The organism is Neotabrizicola sp. VNH66 (assembly GCF_049445895.1).
GTDB lineage: Bacteria > Pseudomonadota > Alphaproteobacteria > Rhodobacterales > Rhodobacteraceae > Pseudogemmobacter.
Window position 1 is genome coordinate 154,149 of record NZ_JBMSDW010000007.1, and the last position, 18,708, is coordinate 172,856.

Annotated in this window: 18 protein-coding genes; 11 read left to right on the top strand and 7 right to left on the bottom strand. The window is 66.1% G+C overall.

Features of this window, described 5'->3' with window-relative positions; all coding sequences use genetic code 11:
* Nucleotides 1-113: 113 nt before the first annotated feature.
* Nucleotides 114-794 (top strand): GntR family transcriptional regulator, encoded by a 681-nt coding sequence (locus tag ACO2Q5_RS12300; RefSeq protein ID WP_423291399.1) that lies wholly within the window; start codon nt 114-116, stop codon nt 792-794.
* Between the two features lie 10 nt (nt 795-804).
* On the opposite strand, the gene ACO2Q5_RS12305 is transcribed toward ACO2Q5_RS12300, so the two are convergent.
* Nucleotides 805-1,572, bottom strand: coding sequence for an SDR family oxidoreductase (locus ACO2Q5_RS12305; RefSeq protein WP_423291401.1), 768 nt, complete (start codon nt 1,570-1,572; stop codon nt 805-807).
* A 278-nt stretch (nt 1,573-1,850) separates the two neighbouring features.
* Nucleotides 1,851-2,255 carry a hypothetical protein gene (locus ACO2Q5_RS12310; protein WP_423291403.1) on the bottom strand — a complete coding sequence of 135 codons (405 nt, stop codon included), beginning with the start codon at nt 2,253-2,255 and terminating at the stop codon, nt 1,851-1,853.
* A 91-nt stretch (nt 2,256-2,346) separates the two neighbouring features.
* Here ACO2Q5_RS12310 and ACO2Q5_RS12315 point away from each other — a divergent pair, with 91 nt between their 5' ends.
* The 5 genes from ACO2Q5_RS12315 to ACO2Q5_RS12335 are packed head-to-tail and all read left to right on the top strand — an operon-like array spanning nt 2,347 to nt 7,792.
* Nucleotides 2,347-3,387, top strand: coding sequence for a putative B6 ABC transporter substrate-binding protein (locus tag ACO2Q5_RS12315; protein WP_423291405.1), 1,041 nt, complete (start codon nt 2,347-2,349; stop codon nt 3,385-3,387).
* A 60-nt stretch (nt 3,388-3,447) separates the two neighbouring features.
* Nucleotides 3,448-4,995 (top strand): putative B6 ABC transporter ATP-binding protein, encoded by a 1,548-nt coding sequence (locus tag ACO2Q5_RS12320; protein ID WP_423291407.1) that lies wholly within the window; start codon nt 3,448-3,450, stop codon nt 4,993-4,995.
* Complete coding sequence (locus tag ACO2Q5_RS12325) at nt 4,992-6,071, top strand: putative B6 ABC transporter permease subunit 2 (RefSeq protein WP_423291409.1); 1,080 nt, start codon at nt 4,992-4,994, stop codon at nt 6,069-6,071. The genes ACO2Q5_RS12320 and ACO2Q5_RS12325 overlap by 4 nt, the downstream gene beginning before the upstream one ends.
* Nucleotides 6,072-6,080: 9 nt before the next feature.
* Nucleotides 6,081-7,013 (top strand): putative B6 ABC transporter permease subunit 1, encoded by a 933-nt coding sequence (locus ACO2Q5_RS12330; protein WP_423291411.1) that lies wholly within the window; start codon nt 6,081-6,083, stop codon nt 7,011-7,013.
* Nucleotides 7,014-7,015: 2 nt separating this feature from the next.
* A complete protein-coding gene (locus tag ACO2Q5_RS12335) occupies nt 7,016-7,792 on the top strand; it encodes a hypothetical protein (RefSeq protein ID WP_423291413.1) in 777 nt (258 codons plus the stop codon).
* A gap of 7 nt (nt 7,793-7,799) precedes the next feature.
* Here the strand turns inward: ACO2Q5_RS12335 and ACO2Q5_RS12340 are convergent, their stop codons facing one another.
* From ACO2Q5_RS12340 to ACO2Q5_RS12360, 5 genes are all read right to left on the bottom strand, one after another.
* The gene (locus tag ACO2Q5_RS12340) at nt 7,800-11,129 is read right to left on the bottom strand and encodes a caspase family protein (RefSeq protein WP_423291415.1); all 3,330 of its coding nucleotides are present in this window, start codon (nt 11,127-11,129) and stop codon (nt 7,800-7,802) included.
* Nucleotides 11,130-11,216: 87 nt separating this feature from the next.
* Nucleotides 11,217-12,083, bottom strand: a complete 867-nt coding sequence (locus tag ACO2Q5_RS12345; protein ID WP_423291417.1) for a DMT family transporter — start codon at nt 12,081-12,083, stop codon at nt 11,217-11,219.
* A gap of 112 nt (nt 12,084-12,195) precedes the next feature.
* Nucleotides 12,196-12,921, bottom strand: a complete 726-nt coding sequence (locus ACO2Q5_RS12350; RefSeq protein WP_423291419.1) for a beta-ketoacyl-ACP reductase — start codon at nt 12,919-12,921, stop codon at nt 12,196-12,198.
* 174 nt (nt 12,922-13,095) lie between these two features.
* Nucleotides 13,096-14,268 (bottom strand): acetyl-CoA C-acetyltransferase, encoded by a 1,173-nt coding sequence (locus tag ACO2Q5_RS12355; RefSeq protein ID WP_423291421.1) that lies wholly within the window; start codon nt 14,266-14,268, stop codon nt 13,096-13,098.
* A gap of 133 nt (nt 14,269-14,401) precedes the next feature.
* Entirely contained in the window at nt 14,402-15,247 is an 846-nt protein-coding gene (locus ACO2Q5_RS12360; protein WP_423291423.1) for an EAL domain-containing protein, read from the bottom strand.
* Between the two features lie 106 nt (nt 15,248-15,353).
* On the opposite strand from ACO2Q5_RS12360, the gene ACO2Q5_RS12365 reads away from it, so the two are divergent.
* The 5 genes from ACO2Q5_RS12365 to ACO2Q5_RS12385 all read left to right on the top strand — a co-directional run bounded on the left by ACO2Q5_RS12365 (nt 15,354) and on the right by ACO2Q5_RS12385 (nt 18,698).
* Nucleotides 15,354-15,929, top strand: coding sequence for a DNA-3-methyladenine glycosylase I (locus tag ACO2Q5_RS12365; RefSeq protein WP_423291425.1), 576 nt, complete (start codon nt 15,354-15,356; stop codon nt 15,927-15,929).
* 64 nt (nt 15,930-15,993) lie between these two features.
* Complete coding sequence (gene trxA / locus ACO2Q5_RS12370; RefSeq protein ID WP_423291427.1) at nt 15,994-16,899, top strand: thioredoxin; 906 nt, start codon at nt 15,994-15,996, stop codon at nt 16,897-16,899.
* Nucleotides 16,900-16,908: 9 nt separating this feature from the next.
* A complete protein-coding gene (locus tag ACO2Q5_RS12375; protein WP_423291429.1) occupies nt 16,909-17,577 on the top strand; it encodes an LON peptidase substrate-binding domain-containing protein in 669 nt (222 codons plus the stop codon).
* Nucleotides 17,574-17,765, top strand: a complete 192-nt coding sequence (locus tag ACO2Q5_RS12380) for a Trm112 family protein (RefSeq protein ID WP_423291431.1) — start codon at nt 17,574-17,576, stop codon at nt 17,763-17,765. The genes ACO2Q5_RS12375 and ACO2Q5_RS12380 overlap by 4 nt, the downstream gene beginning before the upstream one ends.
* A 45-nt stretch (nt 17,766-17,810) precedes the next feature.
* Entirely contained in the window at nt 17,811-18,698 is an 888-nt protein-coding gene (locus ACO2Q5_RS12385; RefSeq protein ID WP_423291433.1) for a DMT family transporter, read from the top strand.
* Nucleotides 18,699-18,708: the final 10 nt, after the last annotated feature.

The window sequence follows — 18,708 nt, forward strand, 5'->3', positions numbered from 1 at the left end:
CTTTCCTGCGGGCCGATTGTCAGATAGTAACATGGTAATACGGTCCTTCGCCGATGCGGGGGCGCATAACGGATTGCGGGATGAACGGAAAAGCATTGCCTCTTGACTTCAGGGTGACCAAGTCCGCCGCGCCGGTGCGTCACAGCGTGACGGAAAGCATCCGGAATTCGATTGCCCTGGGCTATTTCACGGCCGGGCAGCGGATCACCGAACGCGACCTGTGCGAGATGACGGGCGTGTCCCGTACCGCCGTGCGCGAGGCGTTGCGGCAGCTGGAAAGCGAGGGGCTGGTGACGGTCGTCCCGCATCGCGGGCCGATCGTGACCCGGCTGACCCCGGAACAGGCCGAGGGCATCTATCAGGTCCGGGTGGAACTGGAAGGGCTGGCCTGCGAGTTGTTTGCCAAGAATGCCACCGATGACGACATCGTGGCACTGAAGGCGGCGTTCGAGGTGCTGAAAGGCATCGAAAAGATCACCGATCCGCTGGAGCGGCTGACCGCGAAGAACAACTTTTACGAATGCCTGATCTTCGGCGCCCACAACGAGGCGCTGGGCCACACGTTGTCGTCGCTGAATGCGCGGGTGATGGTGCTGCGCGCGACCTCTCTGGCCGCCCCGGGCCGCACCCATGAAAGCCTGCTGGAACTGGACGAGCTGGTGACCCTGCTGTCCGAGCGGCGCGGGAAAGAGGCGCGCAAGGTGGCTGGGCGCCATGTGATGAATGCGGGCAAGGTGGCCATCGCCATCCTGCGCGAGCGGCTGGCCGAAGAAAGCGCCGCCGCCGCGCAGTAAAGGCCGGGGATCAGATCCCCGGCGTCGCTCCGCCGTCCACGGTGATCACCGTGCCGTGGACATAGGCCGCGGCGGGGCTGCACAGGAACCGCACCACATCGGCCACCTCCTCGGGGTTGCCATAGCGCGGGATACCATGGGCCTGACGCAGCTCTTCCCGCGCGGCGTCCAGCGTGATGCCGCGTTCCGCCGCAAGGGTCTCGATCCGGCGGGCGAGACGGTCGGTGACGATATGGCCGGGGCAGAGCGTGTTGATCCGCATGCCGGTGCCCTGTGATCGTTTGGCGATGGCCTTGGTGAAATTGATCAGCGCCGAGTTGACCGATCCGCCGATGGCGAAGTCCGGCTCAGGCGTCATGGCGCCGACGCCCGATATGTTCACGATAGCGCCTTTCGCGGCCTCCAGCGGGGCCCAGGCGGCCCGGCAGAAACGTACGGTTGCGTGGAATTTCAGCGCGAACCCGTCCAGAAAATCCGCATCCGACAGCGTCAGGAAATCGCCGCGTTTGGTGGCGCCCGCATTGTTCACCAAGGCATCGACCCGGCCGGTGGCAGCCAGCGTTGCGGCCACAACCGCCTCGGCCGTGCCGGGCTGCGAGAGGTCAGCGGCATGGGTGAAGACGTCGGGCGCGCCTGCCGCGCGGGCGGCGGCGGCGGTGTCTTCCAGCGCGGCAGAATCGCGCGCCGCCAGCATCAGCGCGAATCCGTCCTGCGCCAGTCCAAGGGCGAAGGCCCGGCCAAGTCCGCGGCTGGCGCCGGTGATGATTGCTGTGCGCATTTTGGTTCCCCGATGGATTGCCGGAAGGGCAGTTTTCAACGTTTTGCCTGCAAATCCATCAGGATAAATAGGATGTCCTGAAAAGGCGCCCGGCCCGGATTTTTCAGCATTGTATTACGGTATGATAATGTTATCGTATTCTTGTGCTGTCAATCGGGGTGTGGTTTTCCGGGTGCTGACCAGCGGTTTCCGCCAGCCGAAGGGATGCCTTCCCCGCCACCCGGAACGGATGTGATGCGGGAAAGAACCGGATCAGAAACAGGGCAGAGACGGCGCCGTCAGGGCGCCGTGCATTCGGTCTTGTCGCCCGTCACCGCGCAGTTCAGCACGACCGGCGCGGGCACGATACCGGCCCGCCGCTCCATCGGGATTTCGGCGCGGGTGGGCCAGTCGGCGCCCTTCCTGCCGCACCAGATCCGCTGCACGGCCATCTGGTCACCCTTTTCGTTCAGCTGGAATACGGCGCCGGTTTCGGTCACCACGCCAAAGCTGAAGGACAGGCTGTCGCCGGGGGCGGCCTCGCCCAGTTCGGCCGAGAACCAATGTGCGATCGCCGCGCGGCACAGCAGGGTTTCCGAACCCGTGTTCGTCACGGTGATGTCAAGCGTTTGCGCCCCCGCAAGAACGGGCGCGGCGACCGGCCCGCAAAGGGCCGCAACAAGAAGGATGTGGGGGAACTGCATCTGAACCATCGGTCCGGGAGGGTTTGTATTGGGCAAAGCATCCGGGTCGCCAACAAGAGTCAACCGAATTCGACAACAGGGAAACGACAGAATGAAAAAGACGATCATCGGAACGGTCAGCCGCAGCGCGATGGCGCTGGTTCTGGGCGGATGGGCCTTTGCCGCCGCTGCGCAGGAGGTCGATTCCATTGCCATTCTCGCCCCCGAAATGGGCACCGACATGGGTTGGAACCAGCAGGGTGTGGATGCTGCCCGTGCCGCCGGTGCCGCAACCGGGGTCGAGGTCATCGTAGCCGAGAATCTGGGCTACGGTGACGTGCGCCCGACCTTGCGCGAACTGGCCGAGGATGGTGCGGATCTGCTGATCGCCCATGCCTCGGGCTACAACACCGCCGCGCCGGAAATCGGGGCTGAGATGAACGTGCCGGTGGCCATTGTGGATAGCCCGGCCTCGCTGGCGGCGGGCAAGGTTGCGGATTATACCGCCACCGGCTCGGACGGCGCCTATCTGGCCGGCCGTCTGGCGGCAAAGGTCACCCGTACCAAGGTGGTGGGCATCGTCGTGTCGGGCGAACCGCCGTCGTGGAACAACATGTCCATCGCCTTTGCCGAGGGCGTGAAGGCCGAGAATCCCGCGATTGAAGTGCGTTACGCCGTGATCGGCCCGGCCGCCTATGCCGATGCCGCGGGTGGCAAGCGTGTGACCGAAACCGTCATCGCCTCGGGCGCGGATGTGATCTTCGGGCAGGGCAACGGGTCGTCCTTCGGGATGCTGCAGGCGGTGGAAACCACCCCGGCGACCGATGGCGGCAAGGCCATGTTCATCGACGTGATCGGCGACAAGACCTCGATCGACAAGGGCTATCTGCTGTCCTCGGTCATCTGGGACCTGACCCCGGTCTATACCGCGATGATCGAAGATCTGAAGGCGGGCACCTATGGCAGCCGCAACTATGACATCAAGCTGGCCGACAACAGCCTGCGCCTGCTGAAGACCGCGAACATTCCGGACACCGTCTGGACCGAGATCGAGGCCATTCAGGCCGACATCGTCTCGGGCGCGATCAAAGTCGAGGCCAAGTATGATGCCGAAAGCGTGCACGCGCTGGTGAAGACGGTCGAGGCGAACTGACGCCCTGTCGCCCGCTGCCCCGGTGGGGTGGCGGGCAAGACTGCGATGAAGGACGAAGCAATGCAGGCACCCCAAGAGGTGACCGCCGCCGGGCCCGTTGTGGGCCTGCGCGGCGTGACCAAGCGTTTCCCGGGCGTGGTCGCCAACAAGGATGTGACGGTGGACATCTGGCCGGGCGAGGTCCACGTCCTGCTGGGCGAGAATGGCGCCGGGAAATCCACCCTCGTCGGCATGCTCTCGGGGCTGCAACAGCCCGATGAGGGCCGGATCGAGATTGACGGCGCACCGGTCACCGTGACCTCGCCCCGCCATGCGCTGTCCATGGGCATCGGCACGGTGTTCCAGCATTCGATGCTGGTGCCGAGCCTGACCGTGGTGGACAATTTCGCCTTGGGTGGGCCGTGGTGGAAACGCCCGGACCGCGGCGGCATTGCGGTGCAGATTCATGAAACCGCGCGCCGGGTGGGCCTGCGGGTCGATCCCAATGCGCTGGTCTCCACTCTGTCGCTGGGCGAACGGCAGCAGGTGGAAATCCTGCGCGCCCTGATGCGCGGCAGCCGCTGCCTTATCCTGGATGAGGCGACGGCCATGCTGACCCCGCATGAAGCGGTGGCCCTGGGGGAGTTGATGCGGCGGCTGGTGGCGCAGGGGCTGGCGATCATCTTCATCACCCACAAGCTGAACGAGGCTTTGGCCTATGGCGACCGGATCTCGATCCTGCGGCTGGGGCGCAATGTGGGGGCGATGACACCCGATGATCTGCGCGCCGCCACCGATGCCGAGAATACGGCGCGGATCATTGCCCTGATGTTCGGCACATCGACGCAGGCAGCTGCGGGCCCGTCCCGCACCGCCCGTGATCTGGGGGATGAGGTGCTGCGGGTGGAGGGGTTGACCTCTGCCGGCCGGGTGCCGGTGAAGGACATCTCGCTTTCGGTGCGGGCCGGGGAAATCCTTGGCATCGCGGGGATCGACGGCAACGGCCAGAAGGAACTGGCCGAGGCTTTGGCGGGTCAGACGCCCGCCGCAGGGTCTGTCCGGCTGAACGGGGTGGAGATCGGCGCCCTGCCGGTCGGCCGCCGCCGCGCCGCGGGCCTGCGCTATGTGACCGATGACCGTCTGGGCGAGGGCACGGTGGCCGCCTTTCCCGTGGCGACGAATTTCCTGCTGAAGGACATCGGCGCCGCGCCCTTCTGGCAGAAGGGGGTGGAAAAGCCGCAGGCGATTCTGGCGCAGGCCGAACGCCATATCCGCGATTTCGACATCCGCACTCCCGGTACGCAGACCCCGGTGGGCAAGCTGTCAGGCGGCAATATTCAGAAGGTGCTGCTGGCCCGCGAACTGACTGGCGCGGCCGAGGCGGTGATCTTTGCCAAGCCGACCTATGGGTTGGATGTGCAGAACATCCGCGCCACCCGCCAGCGCATCCGCGAGGCTGCGGACGCGGGCAAGGCGGTGCTGCTGATCTCCACCGACCTTGATGAATTGCTGGAGCTTTCGGACCGTATCGCCGTCATCGACCGCGGGACGATCCGGGGCACCGTGACCAATGACGCAGCCGCGCGCGATGCCGTGGGCCGCCTGATGAGTGCCGGAGCAGACGCATGACTGACCAAAGGGCAATGGCTCCCGCCGCACCGCGCGGCCCGGGCCGCGACTGGGGCTGGATGCTGGCCGTCACGCTGGGGCCCCTGCTGGCGGCCTTGGTGCTGGGTGGGCTGGTCCTGCTGGCCATGGGGGTGAACCCCTTTGAATATTACGCCTACGTGGTGGAGCGTGCGATCTTCCGCCCCTCGGGGCTGGAGGCGACGCTGACGCGGATGGGGCCGCTTCTTCTGATCGCGGCCAGCCTGATCGTGGCCTTCCGCGCGGGCATCTGGAACCTTGGCGGCGACGGGCAGTTCCTTCTGGCCGCCGTGCTGGTGGCGGCGATGACGCCGCTGATGCTGGGCGCGGGTCTGCCGGTCTGGGCGAACCTGCTGGTCGGGCTGGCTTTGGGCGCGGTGATCGGTGCGCTTTGGGGCGTGTTGCCCGCCGTCCTGAAGGCATGGCAGGGCATCAACGAGATCATCACCACCCTGATGATGAGCTTTCTGGGCGTTTCACTGGCCAATGTGCTGGTCAAGCTGGCCTTTCTGGACCCCGCCACCACCACGCCGCAGACCCGCACCCTGCCTGTCGAGGCGCGATTGCCGCGGCTGTTCGACACCACCGTGTCGTCGGGCCTGCTGATCGGCCTCGTTGTCGTCATCGCCGTGCATCTGATGATGACGCGCACCGCCTTTGGCATGCGGCTGCGGCTGGTGGGGGCGAACCCGCGCGCCGCTGTCCATGCGGGGCTGAGCGTGCCGAAGCTGACCATCGCGGTCTTTGCCATCTCGGCCGCGCTGGCCGGGCTGTCGGGGGCGGTGGACATTCTGGGCACCCAAGGCAACGTCCGGGCGGACTGGAACCCGGCCTACAGCCTGACCGTGGTGCCCTTGGTGTTTCTGGCCCGGCTGAACGGCTTTGGCACCATCGCCTATGTCTTCCTGTTCTCGGCCCTGACCATCGGCGGGGAAAGTGCGGCGCGCAAACTGGGTGTGCCCAGCTTCTTTTCGCTGGTCATCGTGGCGCTTCTGCTGATCACGCTGGCTTTGGCCGAATACACCGACAAGCGCCAGCAGGACCGGGCGCGGCACTAGGGGGAAATCATGTCGCTCTTTACCGAAAGTTTCCTCATCACCCTGTTCCTTGGTGCGGTGGCCGCGGGCATACCGCTTTTGCTGGCCGGGCTGGGGGAGCAGCTGTCCGAAAAGGCCGGGGTCCTGAACATCGGGCTTGAAGGCATGATGCTGACCGGCGCCTATGCGGGCTTTCTGGTGGCATGGGCCAGCGGCTCCATGACACTGGGTTTCGCGGGTGGCGCGCTGGCGGGGGCCTTCGTCGCCTCGTTCATGGTGCTGTTCTGCGTACGGCTTGGGCTGAACCAGATCGTCATCGGCATCGCCTTGACCCTTGCGGCCGAGGGGGTGACGGCGCTTTTGCATTTCGTGCAGTTCTCACGCAGCTATCCGCGGCTGGACGGGATGGGGACGCTGCCCATCTGGCCGCTGTCTGAAATCCCGATCCTTGGACCGCTGTTCTTCAACCACAATGCCATTGTCTATCTGGCCGTGGCGCTGGTGGCGATCTTCGCATGGATCTACCGGATGACCCATCTGGGCGCCGCCCTTCAGGCCGCGGGGGACAAGCCTGCCGCGCTGGATGCCGCGGGGGTGGATGTGATCCGCACCCGCAGCCTTGCCGTGCTGACCACCGGCGCGCTGGCAGGTCTGGGCGGGGCCTTCATGTCGGTGGCTGTGGCGGGCGTCTTCATCCCGTTCATGAGCCATGGCAACGGTTTCATCGCTATCGTGCTGGCAATGCTGGCCCGCGGGCGTCCGCTATGGGTGCTGGGTGGCGCGCTTCTCTTCGGCGCGTCGCTGTCGATGACAACGGCGCTGCAGGTGGCCGGGGTAAACGTGCCCACCGATGTGATCCAGATGCTGCCCTTTGCCATGGTGATGCTGGTGCTGCTGGTGGCAGGGCGCAAGGCCAGCCTGCCGAGCGCATTGGGCGAAAGCTTCGTCCGCGGGGCGCGCTGACCATGCTGATCGACCGGATCAGCGATCCTGACCACCTGCCGCCCCTGCGGGTGGTCAGGAGCGGGATCGCCTCCGGTCACCGGTTGCGCGGCGCGGTGATCGCGCTTGGCAACTTTGACGGTTTTCACCGCGGCCACCGTCATCTGATCGCCCGGGCGCAGCAGATCGGCGCGGGGCAAAGGCCGGTGGCGGTGATGTCGGTTGAACCGCATCCCCGCGCCTTCTTTGGCAAGGGGGCGTTGGCCCGTCTGGCGCTGCCCGGCCAGAAACATAGCATGGCGCGGATGTTGGGGCTGGATTTCATTTATGAACCACCGTTCGACCATGCCTTCGCGGCGTTGACACCCGCTGAATTTGTGCAAGGCATCCTGTCCGAAGGGTTGGGTGTGCGGCAGATCGTGGTCGGGGCCGATTTCCGCTTCGGTGCGGGCCGGGTCGGGGATGTGGCCCTTCTGGCGCAGCTGGCGGCGCCCCTTGGCATCGCCGTGACCACGGTGCCGCTCTTGGGCGACCATTCCTCGACCGGCATCCGCGAGGCGTTGAGTGCCGGAGACATTCCGCGGGCCGCCCGCGGTCTTGGCCGCTATTGGGAGGCGGTGGTGGAGCGTGACGCCCAAGGCGTGCGGCTTGCCCCGGCCCTCGTCCGGCCTCCGGCGGGGCAGTATGTCGTGGCCGATCCCGTCACCGGCACCACGCATCAGATGGACCTGTCCGCGGAGGGCGCGCTGTCCGGGTTGCCCACCGGGCTGGACCGCGTTCTGCTGCTGCGCCGCGCCTGAGGCGCGATCAGAAAAGCGGCACTTCACCCACAAAGCCTGACCGCGCGATCCACGGCGTCTGCCGCCCCGCTGTCGCCAGCACGACATCGCGTTTCACGGCAGCATAAAGCTCGGTCAGTTCGAGGGCGCCGTTGCCGTCCAGATCGGTCTCTGCCCGGTCCAGCGCCCGCACCACGGCTGAGGTAAAGGCCCCGCCGCCCAGCCGGACCCCTTCAAGGCTGACCTGCCGGCCCTTTGCAGCGGCGATGACCGCGATCCGCGATTCGGCACCCGACAGGCGTTCCTGCAGCGCATCATTGGTTGCGGAATCCGGCAGGCCCGCGTGGCAGGCATCGACAAAGACCACCACCCGCGCTGGCACCGCCGCCAGCGCTGCCGCAAGCTGCGTCATCCCGAGTGCGGTGCGGTCCAGCCGGTCCAGCCGGGTCTGGCTGTCGGTCAGGAACAATTGCCCCTCCAGCGCGCTGCCCGCGGGCCCGGTGACGCCATGAGTGGCGAGATAGACCATCAGCGTATCCTCGGGCCCCAATCCGGCGCTGACAGCGGCAATCCGTTGCGGAAGGGCCACCGCCAGCGGCGCCTTGGGTGAAATCATCTCAACCGTGACATCCGCATAGCGCCCGCGCCCCGCCGCCCGTGAGACGGCATCGGCAAAGGCCCGGGCATCGGCGATGGCAAAGCCCAGATCCGGCAGGCGCGGGTCGGAGAAATCGTCGATCCCCACCACCAGCGCCACCAGTCGGCCCCGCGGCGGGCCAGTCCCCGCGGACACCGGCACCACTGCAAGGGCACTGGTCAGCCCCGCCCTGTCGACCGCCCGGGCCGAGATCCAGCGGGTTTCCGGCAAAAGCGGCAGGTCCAGCGTCAGCGCGGCGCCGGTGCCCTGCACCGGCTGGCGCAGGACCAGCACGCCGTCGCGGTAAAGTTCCACCGCGGACAGGCCGCCATCCGCCTCGGCCTGCAGGGACAGGCGGCCTGCGACCAGATCGCTGGCAGTCACCGACAACCGCGGCGGCAGGGCATCGGGCAGGGCCGTGGTTGCCATGGCGGTGCCCGCCTGCAGGATTTCGGCCACCAGACCGGGTGTCCGCAGGCGGGCTCCCATCTGTTCCAGCGTGTAAAGGCTCATTTCGCCGGGAAATCTCAGCGAGACATAGGCGGCCCCCTCGGGTGTGGAATCGAAGCGGAAGGCCGGGTCGAAGACCATCACCTCATCATCCAGCCAGATGCCGCTGAGCAGGCGGTCGCCGGTGCCGGCGGCATAGACATGGAACTGGCCGTCCTTTTGCAGTTGCAGCAGATGCCCTCCGGTTTCGGTCAGGGCGATGCGCGCGATTTGTTCCGGCGCGGGCAGGCCAAGGAACAGCTGCCGCACCCCGCCCGTGGCCGCATCCAGCAGAAGAACCCGCCCGTTCATCCCGGCAATGGCAATCAGATCGTCGCCCAACCGCGTGATCCGCAGCGGGAGCTGCGCTGCGACATCCACCGGCAAAGCGGGCACCAGCACCTCCGTAGCCTCTGTATCCTCGTCGATCCATGGCAGTACGTCGATCACTTCGACCCCGGCGGCCTCCGGCTCTTCGCGGTCCTCATAGCGCAGCACCTCGGAGACCAGCACCAGCCGGTCCTGCGCGTCGTCCAGCCGCAGAAGGTACAGAAAGCCCTCCGGCTCGTATCCGGTACCCACGCGGCAATGAACCTGCAAAAGCTGGGACAGCACGCCTGCCGCGCTGCGCCACGTGGTGACGATGGCATCCTCGGCGCGGGATACGGTGCAATAGCCGTTCTCCATCGCCGCAGCGGAAAGCTGCGTCAGCCGGGCGGCTTCCTCCGGCGAGGCAAGACCGGCCGCCAAAGCCGCGCCGCCGCTATCGGCATAATAGCCGCCGGGGGTGATCCAGTGCGGCGGCACCACGTCGCGCTGGTAAAGCGCGTCGCTTTCCTCATCGCTCAGCCGCAGGAACTCCATCGGCACCACATCGCTGCGCAGTCGCAGCGTGGCCCGGGCGGCAAGGCCCAGATCGGCCAGCCGGTCTTCCATGCGGCCTTCGCCGCGCGCGCCAAGATCGCTGCCGGACAGCGCGGTTGCGGCGCGGGTCATCGCCTCGCCGGCATCGCTGGCGATGGTGTCATTCGCTGCGATCACGGTGTGGCTGACCAGCTCCAGCGCGCCCAGATCGGTTTCGTCCCGCGTCCCGGCCAGATAGCTGGACCGAGGAGGACCCAGCATGTCGCGCAGCAGAGGATGGCCGCCATCGGGCCCGGTTTCCGGCAGGCGGTCCGGCGCTTCGGTAACCATCTCATCGGGAAAATACAGCGATCTGCCCGCATCGGCATGGCCTGCGCCCATCCATGCCGCGCCGCTGTCGGCGTCGATCAGCACCACGGCCTCACCCCAGGGCGAACAGGCGCCGCAGCTGTAGTGACCGCCCCAGAGCGGGCCGTCCGTCAGCATGGGTTTCATCGACATGGAGCCGTTTGCCTCGAAGAACAGCGTCAGGAAGCTGTCCCCGGGCGACCAGAGCAGCCCGGTGATGAAATCCCCGCGTGAGGCAAAGCCCGCGGCGCGCAGTTGCAGCACCGGCACCCCGGCCTTCAGGTCGATCACGTCGAGATCGGAAAACAGGGTTCCGCTTTCCCAGGGCGAGAGTTCACCGCCGCTTTCAGGCCGGAAGGCATGGACAAAGCGCGACCCGGGCGAGAAAGCCGGGAACCACCCCTCACCGCTGTAGACCGGGACGCCGCTTGCCGTGTCGCGCACGATAAAATGGCCCTCGCGCACCTCCAGAATGAACGCGCCGGAGTTGGAGCGTATTCTCTGCTGCGGCGCATCGGTGGCATTGGCGTCGAAAACCACGACTTCGGGTGTGCCGGGCAGGATCCGGCTTTGCAGGCGGCCCGTGGCCAGCAGATCCTCCTCTCCGCCGGGGGCAAGATGGACCAGCGCCCAGTCAACGGCGTAATCCCCGGTGACATAGGGCAGCAACGTGATTTCGCCCGAAGAACTCCGGGCGCGGTCCACCGGGATGAAAGCGCGCAGCCCGTCTGCCCGCCATGTCATGCCGCCGGGGGCAAGGTCGCCCGGCCCCAGCAGCATCGCTCCCGGGCCTGCGATCCGGCTCCGCTCCGGCAGCGACAGAACAAGATAACGGCCGTCGTCGCAGCCTTCGGTCTTGGGCCAAGGGTCAGTCCAGCGCAGGGCCAGCGGCGCGCCCGACCGGCCGGAGGGCTCAAGGACGGGGGTGAAATCCGGATCGGGGGGCGGGCAGGTTCGGGCCAGAGCCATGCCCGGCAGCAGAAGGGCGAGCGCGATCAGAAGACGCAGCCAGAAACGCATGACCCTCTTCCCCTCCTTCCCCGCAACCGCATGCGAGGAAGTGTGGGGCGTTGCCGGTGGTCAAGGCAACCCTGTTCTGGCCATAGGTCAGGTCTTCCGTCCGGTCCGCCGCCCGCCCGCCGCCAGCATGGCCCCGCCGGCCACCAGCACGGCTGCGGCTAGCAGCATCCAGCTTGGCCGGGCGATCCCCGCCAGCACCAGTGCCAGCGTGGACAAAAGCGGCGCGGCATAGGAGGCAACGCCCAGAAGCTGGATGTCGCCCTTCTTCATCCCGATGTCCCAGGTGAAGAACGCGGCCCCCACCGGGCCCAGCCCAAGCGCCAGCACCGCCAGCCAACCACTGGCCGTGACGGGCCAGACCGTCGGCTCCATCACCAGATGCGCAACGACGGACAGAACCGCGGTGGCCAGACAGAAGACGGTCACGCTTTCGGTGGGCACATCGCCCAGGCGGCGGGACAGCACCGAATAGGCGGCCCATGTCACGGCACAGCCGAAGGCCAGCACCAGTCCCGCCGCGGTGGTGGCCCCGTCACTGTCGCGGCCAAGGACGATCAGCGCCGCCCCCGCAAAGGCGATCAGCGCGCCGGTCACATGCCGCGCTGTCAGATGCTCTCCCGGCAGAAGGCCCGAGAACAGCACGATGAACAGTGGCCAGAGATAGGCGATCAGCCCGGTTTCGGCACTGGGGGACAGGCGGAAGGCGGTGAAATACAAGAGGTGATAGCCGAACAGCCCCGCCGTTCCGAAGGCATAGACCCGCCAGGACACGGAGCGCAGCACGCCGAACCCGCGCCGTGCGGTCCAGACCAGCCCGATCAGCCCCCCGATGCCAAAGCACAGCGCATTCAGCAGCAAGGGCGGCACGGGTGCCGAGCCGATGGTGAACAGCGCCAGAAGCGCCCACATCAGGATGGCGGTGAATCCGATGGCCGTGGCCCGGCTGCGTGTCATGGCGAAGCGTCCCCTTTGCCCCGCCTTGGTGCCCCGGGCCGCCCGCAGCATCAAGCCCCGCAAAGCAAAAGGCCTGCCCGAAGGCAGGCCTCCAAGGTGCCGTGCGGCAGGATCAGACGACGAACTGACCGCCGTTGGCCGAAAGGGTCGATCCGGTGATGAACCCGGCCTCGTCCGAGGCGAGGAAGACCACGCAGCGGGCAATCTCTTCCGGCTCGCCCAGACGGCCCACCGGGATCAGCGGAATGATGCGCTCGTTCAGGACCTTTTCGTCGATGGCCTTCACCATCTCGGTGGCGATATAGCCCGGGCAGATCGCGTTCACGGTGATGCCCGCGCGGGCGCCTTCGGCGGCCAGCGCCTTGGTGAAGCCCAGATCGCCCGATTTCGCCGCCGAGTAGTTGGCTTGCCCGGCCTGCCCCTTCTGCCCGTTGATCGACGAGATCGAGATCACGCGGCCGAACTTGCGGTCGCGCATGCCCGACCACAGCGGATGGGTCATGTTGAACAGACCCGTCAGATTGGTGTCGATCACCTCTTTCCACTGTTGCGGCGTCATCTTGTGGAACATCGCGTCGCGGGTGATCCCGGCATTGTTCACCAGAACATCGACCGGGCCTAGATCCGCCTCGACCTGCGCGATGCCCGCTTTGCAGGCATCGTAATCCGCAACCGACCATTTATAGGCCGGGATGCCGGTTTCGGCGGTAAAGGCCTTTGCCGCCTCGTCATTGCCGGCGTAATTCGCGGCAACCTTGTAGCCCGCCGCTTTCAGCGCGACCGAAATCGCCGCGCCGATCCCGCGCGAACCGCCGGTAACAAGTGCAACCCTGGACATGATTCCTCCTCGACAGAATGCCTTTGGTCATTGCTAGCTGACCGGAAAGGGTGACGCAATATTATTGCAAAATTTATTTTGCAATCGCAGCAATATTTCAAATATGTGGCAGCTGCGGAAAACAAAGGGGCGCGCAGGACCTGTGCCCTGCGCGCCCCGTCAATTCTCGGCGGCTCAGCGTTCGACCGTCAGGGCCACGCCCATGCCGCCGCCGATGCACAGCGTGGCAAGGCCCTTCTTCGCATCGCGGCGCGCCATTTCGAACAGCAGCGTGTTCAGGATACGGCAGCCCGAAGCACCGATCGGGTGGCCGATGGCAATGGCGCCGCCGTTCACGTTCACGATGGACGGATCCCAGCCCATATCCTTGTTCACGGCGCAGGCCTGCGCGGCGAAGGCTTCGTTCGCCTCGACCAGATCAAGGTCGCCGACCTTCCAGCCCGCCTTATCCAGCGCCTTGCGGCTGGCGAAGATCGGGCCCACGCCCATGATCGAAGGGTCCAGCCCGGCGGTGGCATAGCTGGCGATGCGGGCGAGCGGGGTCAGGCCGCGGCGTTCGGCCTCTTTCTCGGTCATCAGCAGCACGGCGGCGGCGCCATCGTTGATGCCCGAGGCATTGGCCGCGGTCACCGAGCCATCCTTGGTGAAGGCGGGCTTCAGCTTCTGCATGCTTTCCAGCGTGGCGCCGTGGCGGATGTATTCGTCGGAATCCACCACGATGTCACCCTTGCGGGTCTTCACGGTGAAACCTGCGATTTCATCCTTGAACTTGCCGGCCTTCTGCGCGGCTTCGGCCTTGTGCTGGCTGGCCAGCGCGAATTCGTCCTGCTGTTCGCGGGAAATCTGCCACTGATTGGCGACATTTTCGGCGGTCTGGCCCATGTGATAGCCGTTGAAGGCATCCCACAGCCCGTCCTTGATCATGGAATCGATCATCTTCATGTCGCCCATCTTCTGGCCCGCGCGCAGATGCGCGACATGGGGCGACAGCGACATGGATTCCTGACCGCCGGCGACGACGATCTTGGCATCGCCCAGCTGAACATGCTGCGCGCCAAGCGCCACGGTCCGCAGGCCCGAGCCGCAGACCTGGTTGATCGACCAGGCGCTGGCCTCTTTGGCCAGACCGGCCAGAATGGCGGCCTGACGGGCGGGGTTCTGGCCCTGACCGGCGGTCAGCACCTGACCCAGAATGGTTTCCTCGACCTCGGCCTTGTCGATCCCGGCGCGGGCGACGACCGCCTCGATCACGCTGGCGCCGAGTTCATGCGCGGGGGTACTGGCAAAAGCGCCGTTGAAGCTGCCCACGGCGGTCCGCGCCGCCGAAACGATTACCACATTGGTCATAGAACTCTCTCCCATGTTCCGCGCCGGCCGCGCGTTCCTACCGGCCTAGGGGATGAGAGGCAGAATCGCAAGGAAATGGCAAGATTGTTGCGTCAGGGATTGCCGCAACTGCACAGTCCGGCCTGGCACGTCTTTAGGCCGGGGCGCGGGCGCGGCGGAACCTGCGGAAATCCGGCTCCACCTCGGGCTTGCCGAAAAGATAGCCCTGAAGGCAGCCAACCCCTTGATCCCGCAGCCAGACCGCCTCGTCATTGGTTTCCACCGCTTCGGCCACAAGGAACATGTCGAAGGCCTGCGCCATGCTGATGGCGGCCTGAACGATGGGCTGGTTGCGGGCAGAGCGGTGGCAGTCGCGGATGAACTTGCTGTCGATCTTGGCGATGTCGAAGCCGTATTCGTTCAGAAGTTCCAGCGAGGTGGCGCCCGCGCCGAAGTCGTCCAGCGTGAAGGCAATGCCTGCGGGGCGGAATTCGGCCATGAAGGGGATCAGCACATCGGGCATCTGCATGGCCGAATCCTCATTGATTTCAAGGATCAGGCCCTTGCCCAGATCGGGCAGCTGACGCAGGGCGGCCCGCAGCAGCTGTGTCCATGGCTTGTAGCCGACGGACCGCGCCGACATGTTCACCGCAATGCGGATGCCGGGGTTGCGTTGCAGCGTCAGCAGGCCAAGCCGCAGGGCGGCCACGTCGATTTCCCGCCCCAGTTCCTGCCGTTCGGCCAGTTCCATGAAATCGCGCGCGGGAATCACCAGACCTTCGCGGTTCAGCAGGCGGATATAGCCTTCGTAAAAGCCGATGATCCCGGGATCTGCAGCATAGACCGCAGGCTGAAACGCAAGCCGCATACGTTTTTCTGCCAGTGCCTGCCGCACCATGGCCAATGTACCGCGTTCCGCGCTGGAGAAGGCCGCGGCCAGCGGCGATGCCTCTTCGGCATTGATATCGAAACGCTGCCGTCTCCCGTTCAGAAATGCCATCGTCGCACCCGTCGCATCACCCGGGTGACAGATTGCGCAGGACAGGGTAAACCCGGGCTGAACGTTCTGCATTTGTTTCAATTCTGCCGCATAATCCGGGGGACCCATGACCGAAACCACACGCTGCCCCTGGTGCGGCACCGATCCGCTGTATGTCCACTACCACGACACCGAATGGGGCCGCCCCGAGCGCGATCCGCGCGCGCTTTGGGAAATGCTGATGCTGGAGGCGTTCCAGGCCGGGCTGTCCTGGATCACCATCCTGCGTAAGCGCGAGACGTTCCGCGCCGCCTTCCGCGGCTTTGAACCGGCCGAGATTGCCACTTGGGGTGAGGAGGAGGTGCTGCGCCTGCTGGCCGATCCGGGCATCATCCGTCACCGCGGCAAGATCGAAGGCACCATCGCCGCCGCCCGCGCCTGGCTGGAGATCGAGGCGGGAGAGGGCTTTACCCCGTTCATCTGGTCCTTCACAGGCGGGCGCAGCCTGCAAAACAGCCTGCCGTCCATGGCGGCGGCGCAGGGCTTCACCCCCGAAAGCACCGCCATGTCGAAGGCGCTGAAGGCGCGGGGGTTCAAATTCTGCGGCCCGACCATCACCTATGCCTTCATGCAGGCCACGGGGATGGTGAACGACCACCTGATCACCTGTCCGCAGCATGCCGAATGTGCCGCACTGGCCTGACGCCTCTTGGCGAAGCGGCGCCGGGCGCGCATATAGGCTGCAAACCGATGAAGATGAGGGAAACATGCTTGGTCTTGGCGAAAAGCCCGCCCCCGCGCCCGCCGGTCTGGTGAAAGACGGCACCGAAGCCAGCTTCATGGCAGATGTGATCGAAACCTCGCGCGAGGTGCCGGTCATCGTGGATTTCTGGGCCACATGGTGCGGCCCGTGCAAGACGCTTGGCCCGGCGCTGGAAAAAGCCGTGGCCGAGGCGAAGGGCAAGGTCCGCATGGTGAAGATCGACGTCGATCAGAACCAGATGATCGCCCAGCAGATGCGGATCCAGTCGATCCCCACCGTCTATGCCTTCTGGCAGGGTCAGCCGGTCGACGGTTTTCAGGGTGCGCTGCCCGGCTCCGAGGTGAAGAAATTCGTCGACAAGCTGGCGGCACTGGCCGGGGACGGCGGTCTGGGTGAGGCGATCGCCGCCGCCGAAGAGATGCTGGCCACGGGTGCTGTGGCCGATGCGGTGGAAACCTTCGGCGCCATCCTTGGCGAAGAGCCGGAGAATGCGGCGGCCTATGGCGGTCTGGCCCGCGCCTATATTGCCGCGGGCGATCTGGATCAGGCCGAGGCTTTCCTTGCCACCGCCTCGCCCGCCCTGCTGAAATCGCAGGAGGTGGAGGCCGCGAAGGCGCAGCTGGAACTGGCCCGTCAGGCAGCAAATGCCGGACCCGAGGCCGAGCTGCACGCCGCGGTCGAGGCCAATCCGGACGACCATCAGGCCCGGTTCGATCTGGCCGTGGCCCTGAACGCGAGCGGCAAGGTCGATGAGGCGGTGGACCAGCTGCTGGACCTGTTCCGCCGTGACCGCGAATGGAACGAGGGTGCCGCGAAGACGCAGCTCTTCACCATTTTCGACGCATTGAAACCGCAGGACCCGATTGTCCTGAAAGGTCGTCGCCGCCTGTCCTCGATGATCTTCTCCTGAGGGGCGGGCGTGGCCTCCCGCCGCATCGGCCCGGCTGATCTGCCCGAGGTCGTCTCGCTCTTCCCGCTGCCCGGGGCGCTTCTGCTGCCCCGGTCGAACCTGCCGCTGCACATCTTCGAACCGCGCTATCTGGCGATGGTCGAAGATGCGCTCCGCAGTCCGCTGCGTCTGATTGCCATGATTGCCACGGCCGGCAGCCCCGCGGCCGATCCGCAGCCCGAAGGTGTGCGGTTGTCGCCCATCGGCTGTGCCGGGCGGATCACCCGGTTTCAGGAAATGGACGACGGGCGGCTGATGATCACCCTGACCGGCGTGTCGCGGTTCCGTCTGCGGGACGAGGTGGCGGGTTTCACGCCCTGGCGCCGGGCCCATGCGGACTGGACGCCCTTTGCCCGCGACCTTGGCCCACAGGAAACCGACCCCGGGCTGGACCGCGGGGCGCTTTTGCCGCTGTTCACCCGGTTTCTGGGGACGCGCAACCTGTCCATCGACGCGCAGGCGCTGGCCGCGGCCGGGGATGAGGATCTGATCAATGCCATGTCGATGATCGGGCCCTTCCCGCCCGAGGACAAGCAGGCCCTGCTGGAAGCGCCCAGCCTGCCCACCCGCCGCGAAACCCTTGTCACCCTGATGGAATTCGCCCTGCGGGGCGGCACGAGCGAGAACCCCCTGCAATGACCTCTGCCCCCGGATCTGTTCCCGAATCTGATCGCCGCATGCTGGAGGCGCTGGTCTGTCCGGTCACCCAAGGCCCCCTGACCTGGGATGCCGAGCGGCAGGAGCTGGTGTCGAAATCCGCCGGCCTGGCCTTCCCCGTTCGCGACGGCATACCCGTTATGCTGGTCAGTGAAGCGCGCGAGCTCTGACACAGGCTTCACCCGGCCCGGGCGGCATGCTAGGGCGGCGCCATCATGGCAAGCAAACAGAACACCCGCCTCGGCATCTGGCTGATGATCGCCACCAGTGCGGTCTTCGCGCTTCAGGACGGGCTGTCGCGCCATCTGGGCGAGGCGACCAATGTCTATATGGTCGTTGCGGTGCGGTTCTGGTTCATGGCGGTTTTCGTCAGCGCGGTCGCGGCGCGCTCTCCTGGGGGGATTCCTGCGGCGCTCCGGTCGGCACATCCGCTGATCCAGACCCTGCGCGGGCTTTTGCTGATCGCAGAGATCTGCGTCATGGTCATGGCCTTCGTGAAGCTGGGCCTGATCGAGACGCATGCGGTCTTTGTCTGCTATCCGTTGCTGGTGTCGATGCTCTCTGGCCCGATCCTGGGTGAGAAGGTGGGTTGGCGGCGCTGGCTTGCGGTGCTGGTGGGTTTCGCGGGCGTTCTGGTGATCCTGCAGCCGGGCAGCGGCGTTTTCACGGTCTGGGCGCTGTTGCCCGGCGTGGCGGCGCTGATGTTCGCGGTCTATGGTCTTTTGACGCGCTATGTGGCGCAGCGCGATGCCCCCTCGGTCAGTTTCTTCTGGACCGGGATCATCGGCGCCATCGCGATCACACCTTTCGGGCTGATGCATTGGGAAACCATGTCTCCCACCGACTGGGGCTTCATGGCAATGCTTTGCTGTTCGGCCGTGCTGGGCCATTGGCTGCTGATCAAGGCCTATGACGTGGCCGAAGCCTCGGCGATCCAGCCCTTCGCCTATTTCCAGCTGCCCTTCGTCTCGGCTCTGGGCTTCGTGATGTTCTCGGAAAATCTGCGGGCTAATGTGCTGATCGGGGCGGCGATCGTGGTGGGGGCCGGTCTTTTCACCCTGTGGCGTCAGCGGGTGCGGGAAAAGCAGGGGCGTGCGGGATAGGGCCGTTGCC

What these genes read in the sequence shown, in the direction of transcription:
- ACO2Q5_RS12305 (WP_423291401.1), bottom strand. Translation starts at nt 1,572, where the DNA reads ATGCGCACAGCAATCATCACCGGCGCCAGCCGCGGACTTGGCCGGGCC.
- ACO2Q5_RS12385 (WP_423291433.1), top strand. Translation starts at nt 17,811, where the DNA reads ATGGCAAGCAAACAGAACACCCGCCTCGGCATCTGGCTGATGATCGCC.
- ACO2Q5_RS12345 (WP_423291417.1), bottom strand. Translation starts at nt 12,083, where the DNA reads ATGACACGCAGCCGGGCCACGGCCATCGGATTCACCGCCATCCTGATG.
- ACO2Q5_RS12380 (WP_423291431.1), top strand. Translation starts at nt 17,574, where the DNA reads ATGACCTCTGCCCCCGGATCTGTTCCCGAATCTGATCGCCGCATGCTG.
- trxA (WP_423291427.1), top strand. Translation starts at nt 15,994, where the DNA reads ATGCTTGGTCTTGGCGAAAAGCCCGCCCCCGCGCCCGCCGGTCTGGTG.
- ACO2Q5_RS12350 (WP_423291419.1), bottom strand. Translation starts at nt 12,921, where the DNA reads ATGTCCAGGGTTGCACTTGTTACCGGCGGTTCGCGCGGGATCGGCGCG.
- ACO2Q5_RS12310 (WP_423291403.1), bottom strand. Translation starts at nt 2,255, where the DNA reads ATGCAGTTCCCCCACATCCTTCTTGTTGCGGCCCTTTGCGGGCCGGTC.
- ACO2Q5_RS12365 (WP_423291425.1), top strand. Translation starts at nt 15,354, where the DNA reads ATGACCGAAACCACACGCTGCCCCTGGTGCGGCACCGATCCGCTGTAT.
- ACO2Q5_RS12335 (WP_423291413.1), top strand. Translation starts at nt 7,016, where the DNA reads ATGCTGATCGACCGGATCAGCGATCCTGACCACCTGCCGCCCCTGCGG.
- ACO2Q5_RS12320 (WP_423291407.1), top strand. Translation starts at nt 3,448, where the DNA reads ATGCAGGCACCCCAAGAGGTGACCGCCGCCGGGCCCGTTGTGGGCCTG.
- ACO2Q5_RS12330 (WP_423291411.1), top strand. Translation starts at nt 6,081, where the DNA reads ATGTCGCTCTTTACCGAAAGTTTCCTCATCACCCTGTTCCTTGGTGCG.
- ACO2Q5_RS12315 (WP_423291405.1), top strand. Translation starts at nt 2,347, where the DNA reads ATGAAAAAGACGATCATCGGAACGGTCAGCCGCAGCGCGATGGCGCTG.
- ACO2Q5_RS12340 (WP_423291415.1), bottom strand. Translation starts at nt 11,129, where the DNA reads ATGCGTTTCTGGCTGCGTCTTCTGATCGCGCTCGCCCTTCTGCTGCCG.
- ACO2Q5_RS12355 (WP_423291421.1), bottom strand. Translation starts at nt 14,268, where the DNA reads ATGACCAATGTGGTAATCGTTTCGGCGGCGCGGACCGCCGTGGGCAGC.
- ACO2Q5_RS12360 (WP_423291423.1), bottom strand. Translation starts at nt 15,247, where the DNA reads ATGGCATTTCTGAACGGGAGACGGCAGCGTTTCGATATCAATGCCGAA.
- ACO2Q5_RS12325 (WP_423291409.1), top strand. Translation starts at nt 4,992, where the DNA reads ATGACTGACCAAAGGGCAATGGCTCCCGCCGCACCGCGCGGCCCGGGC.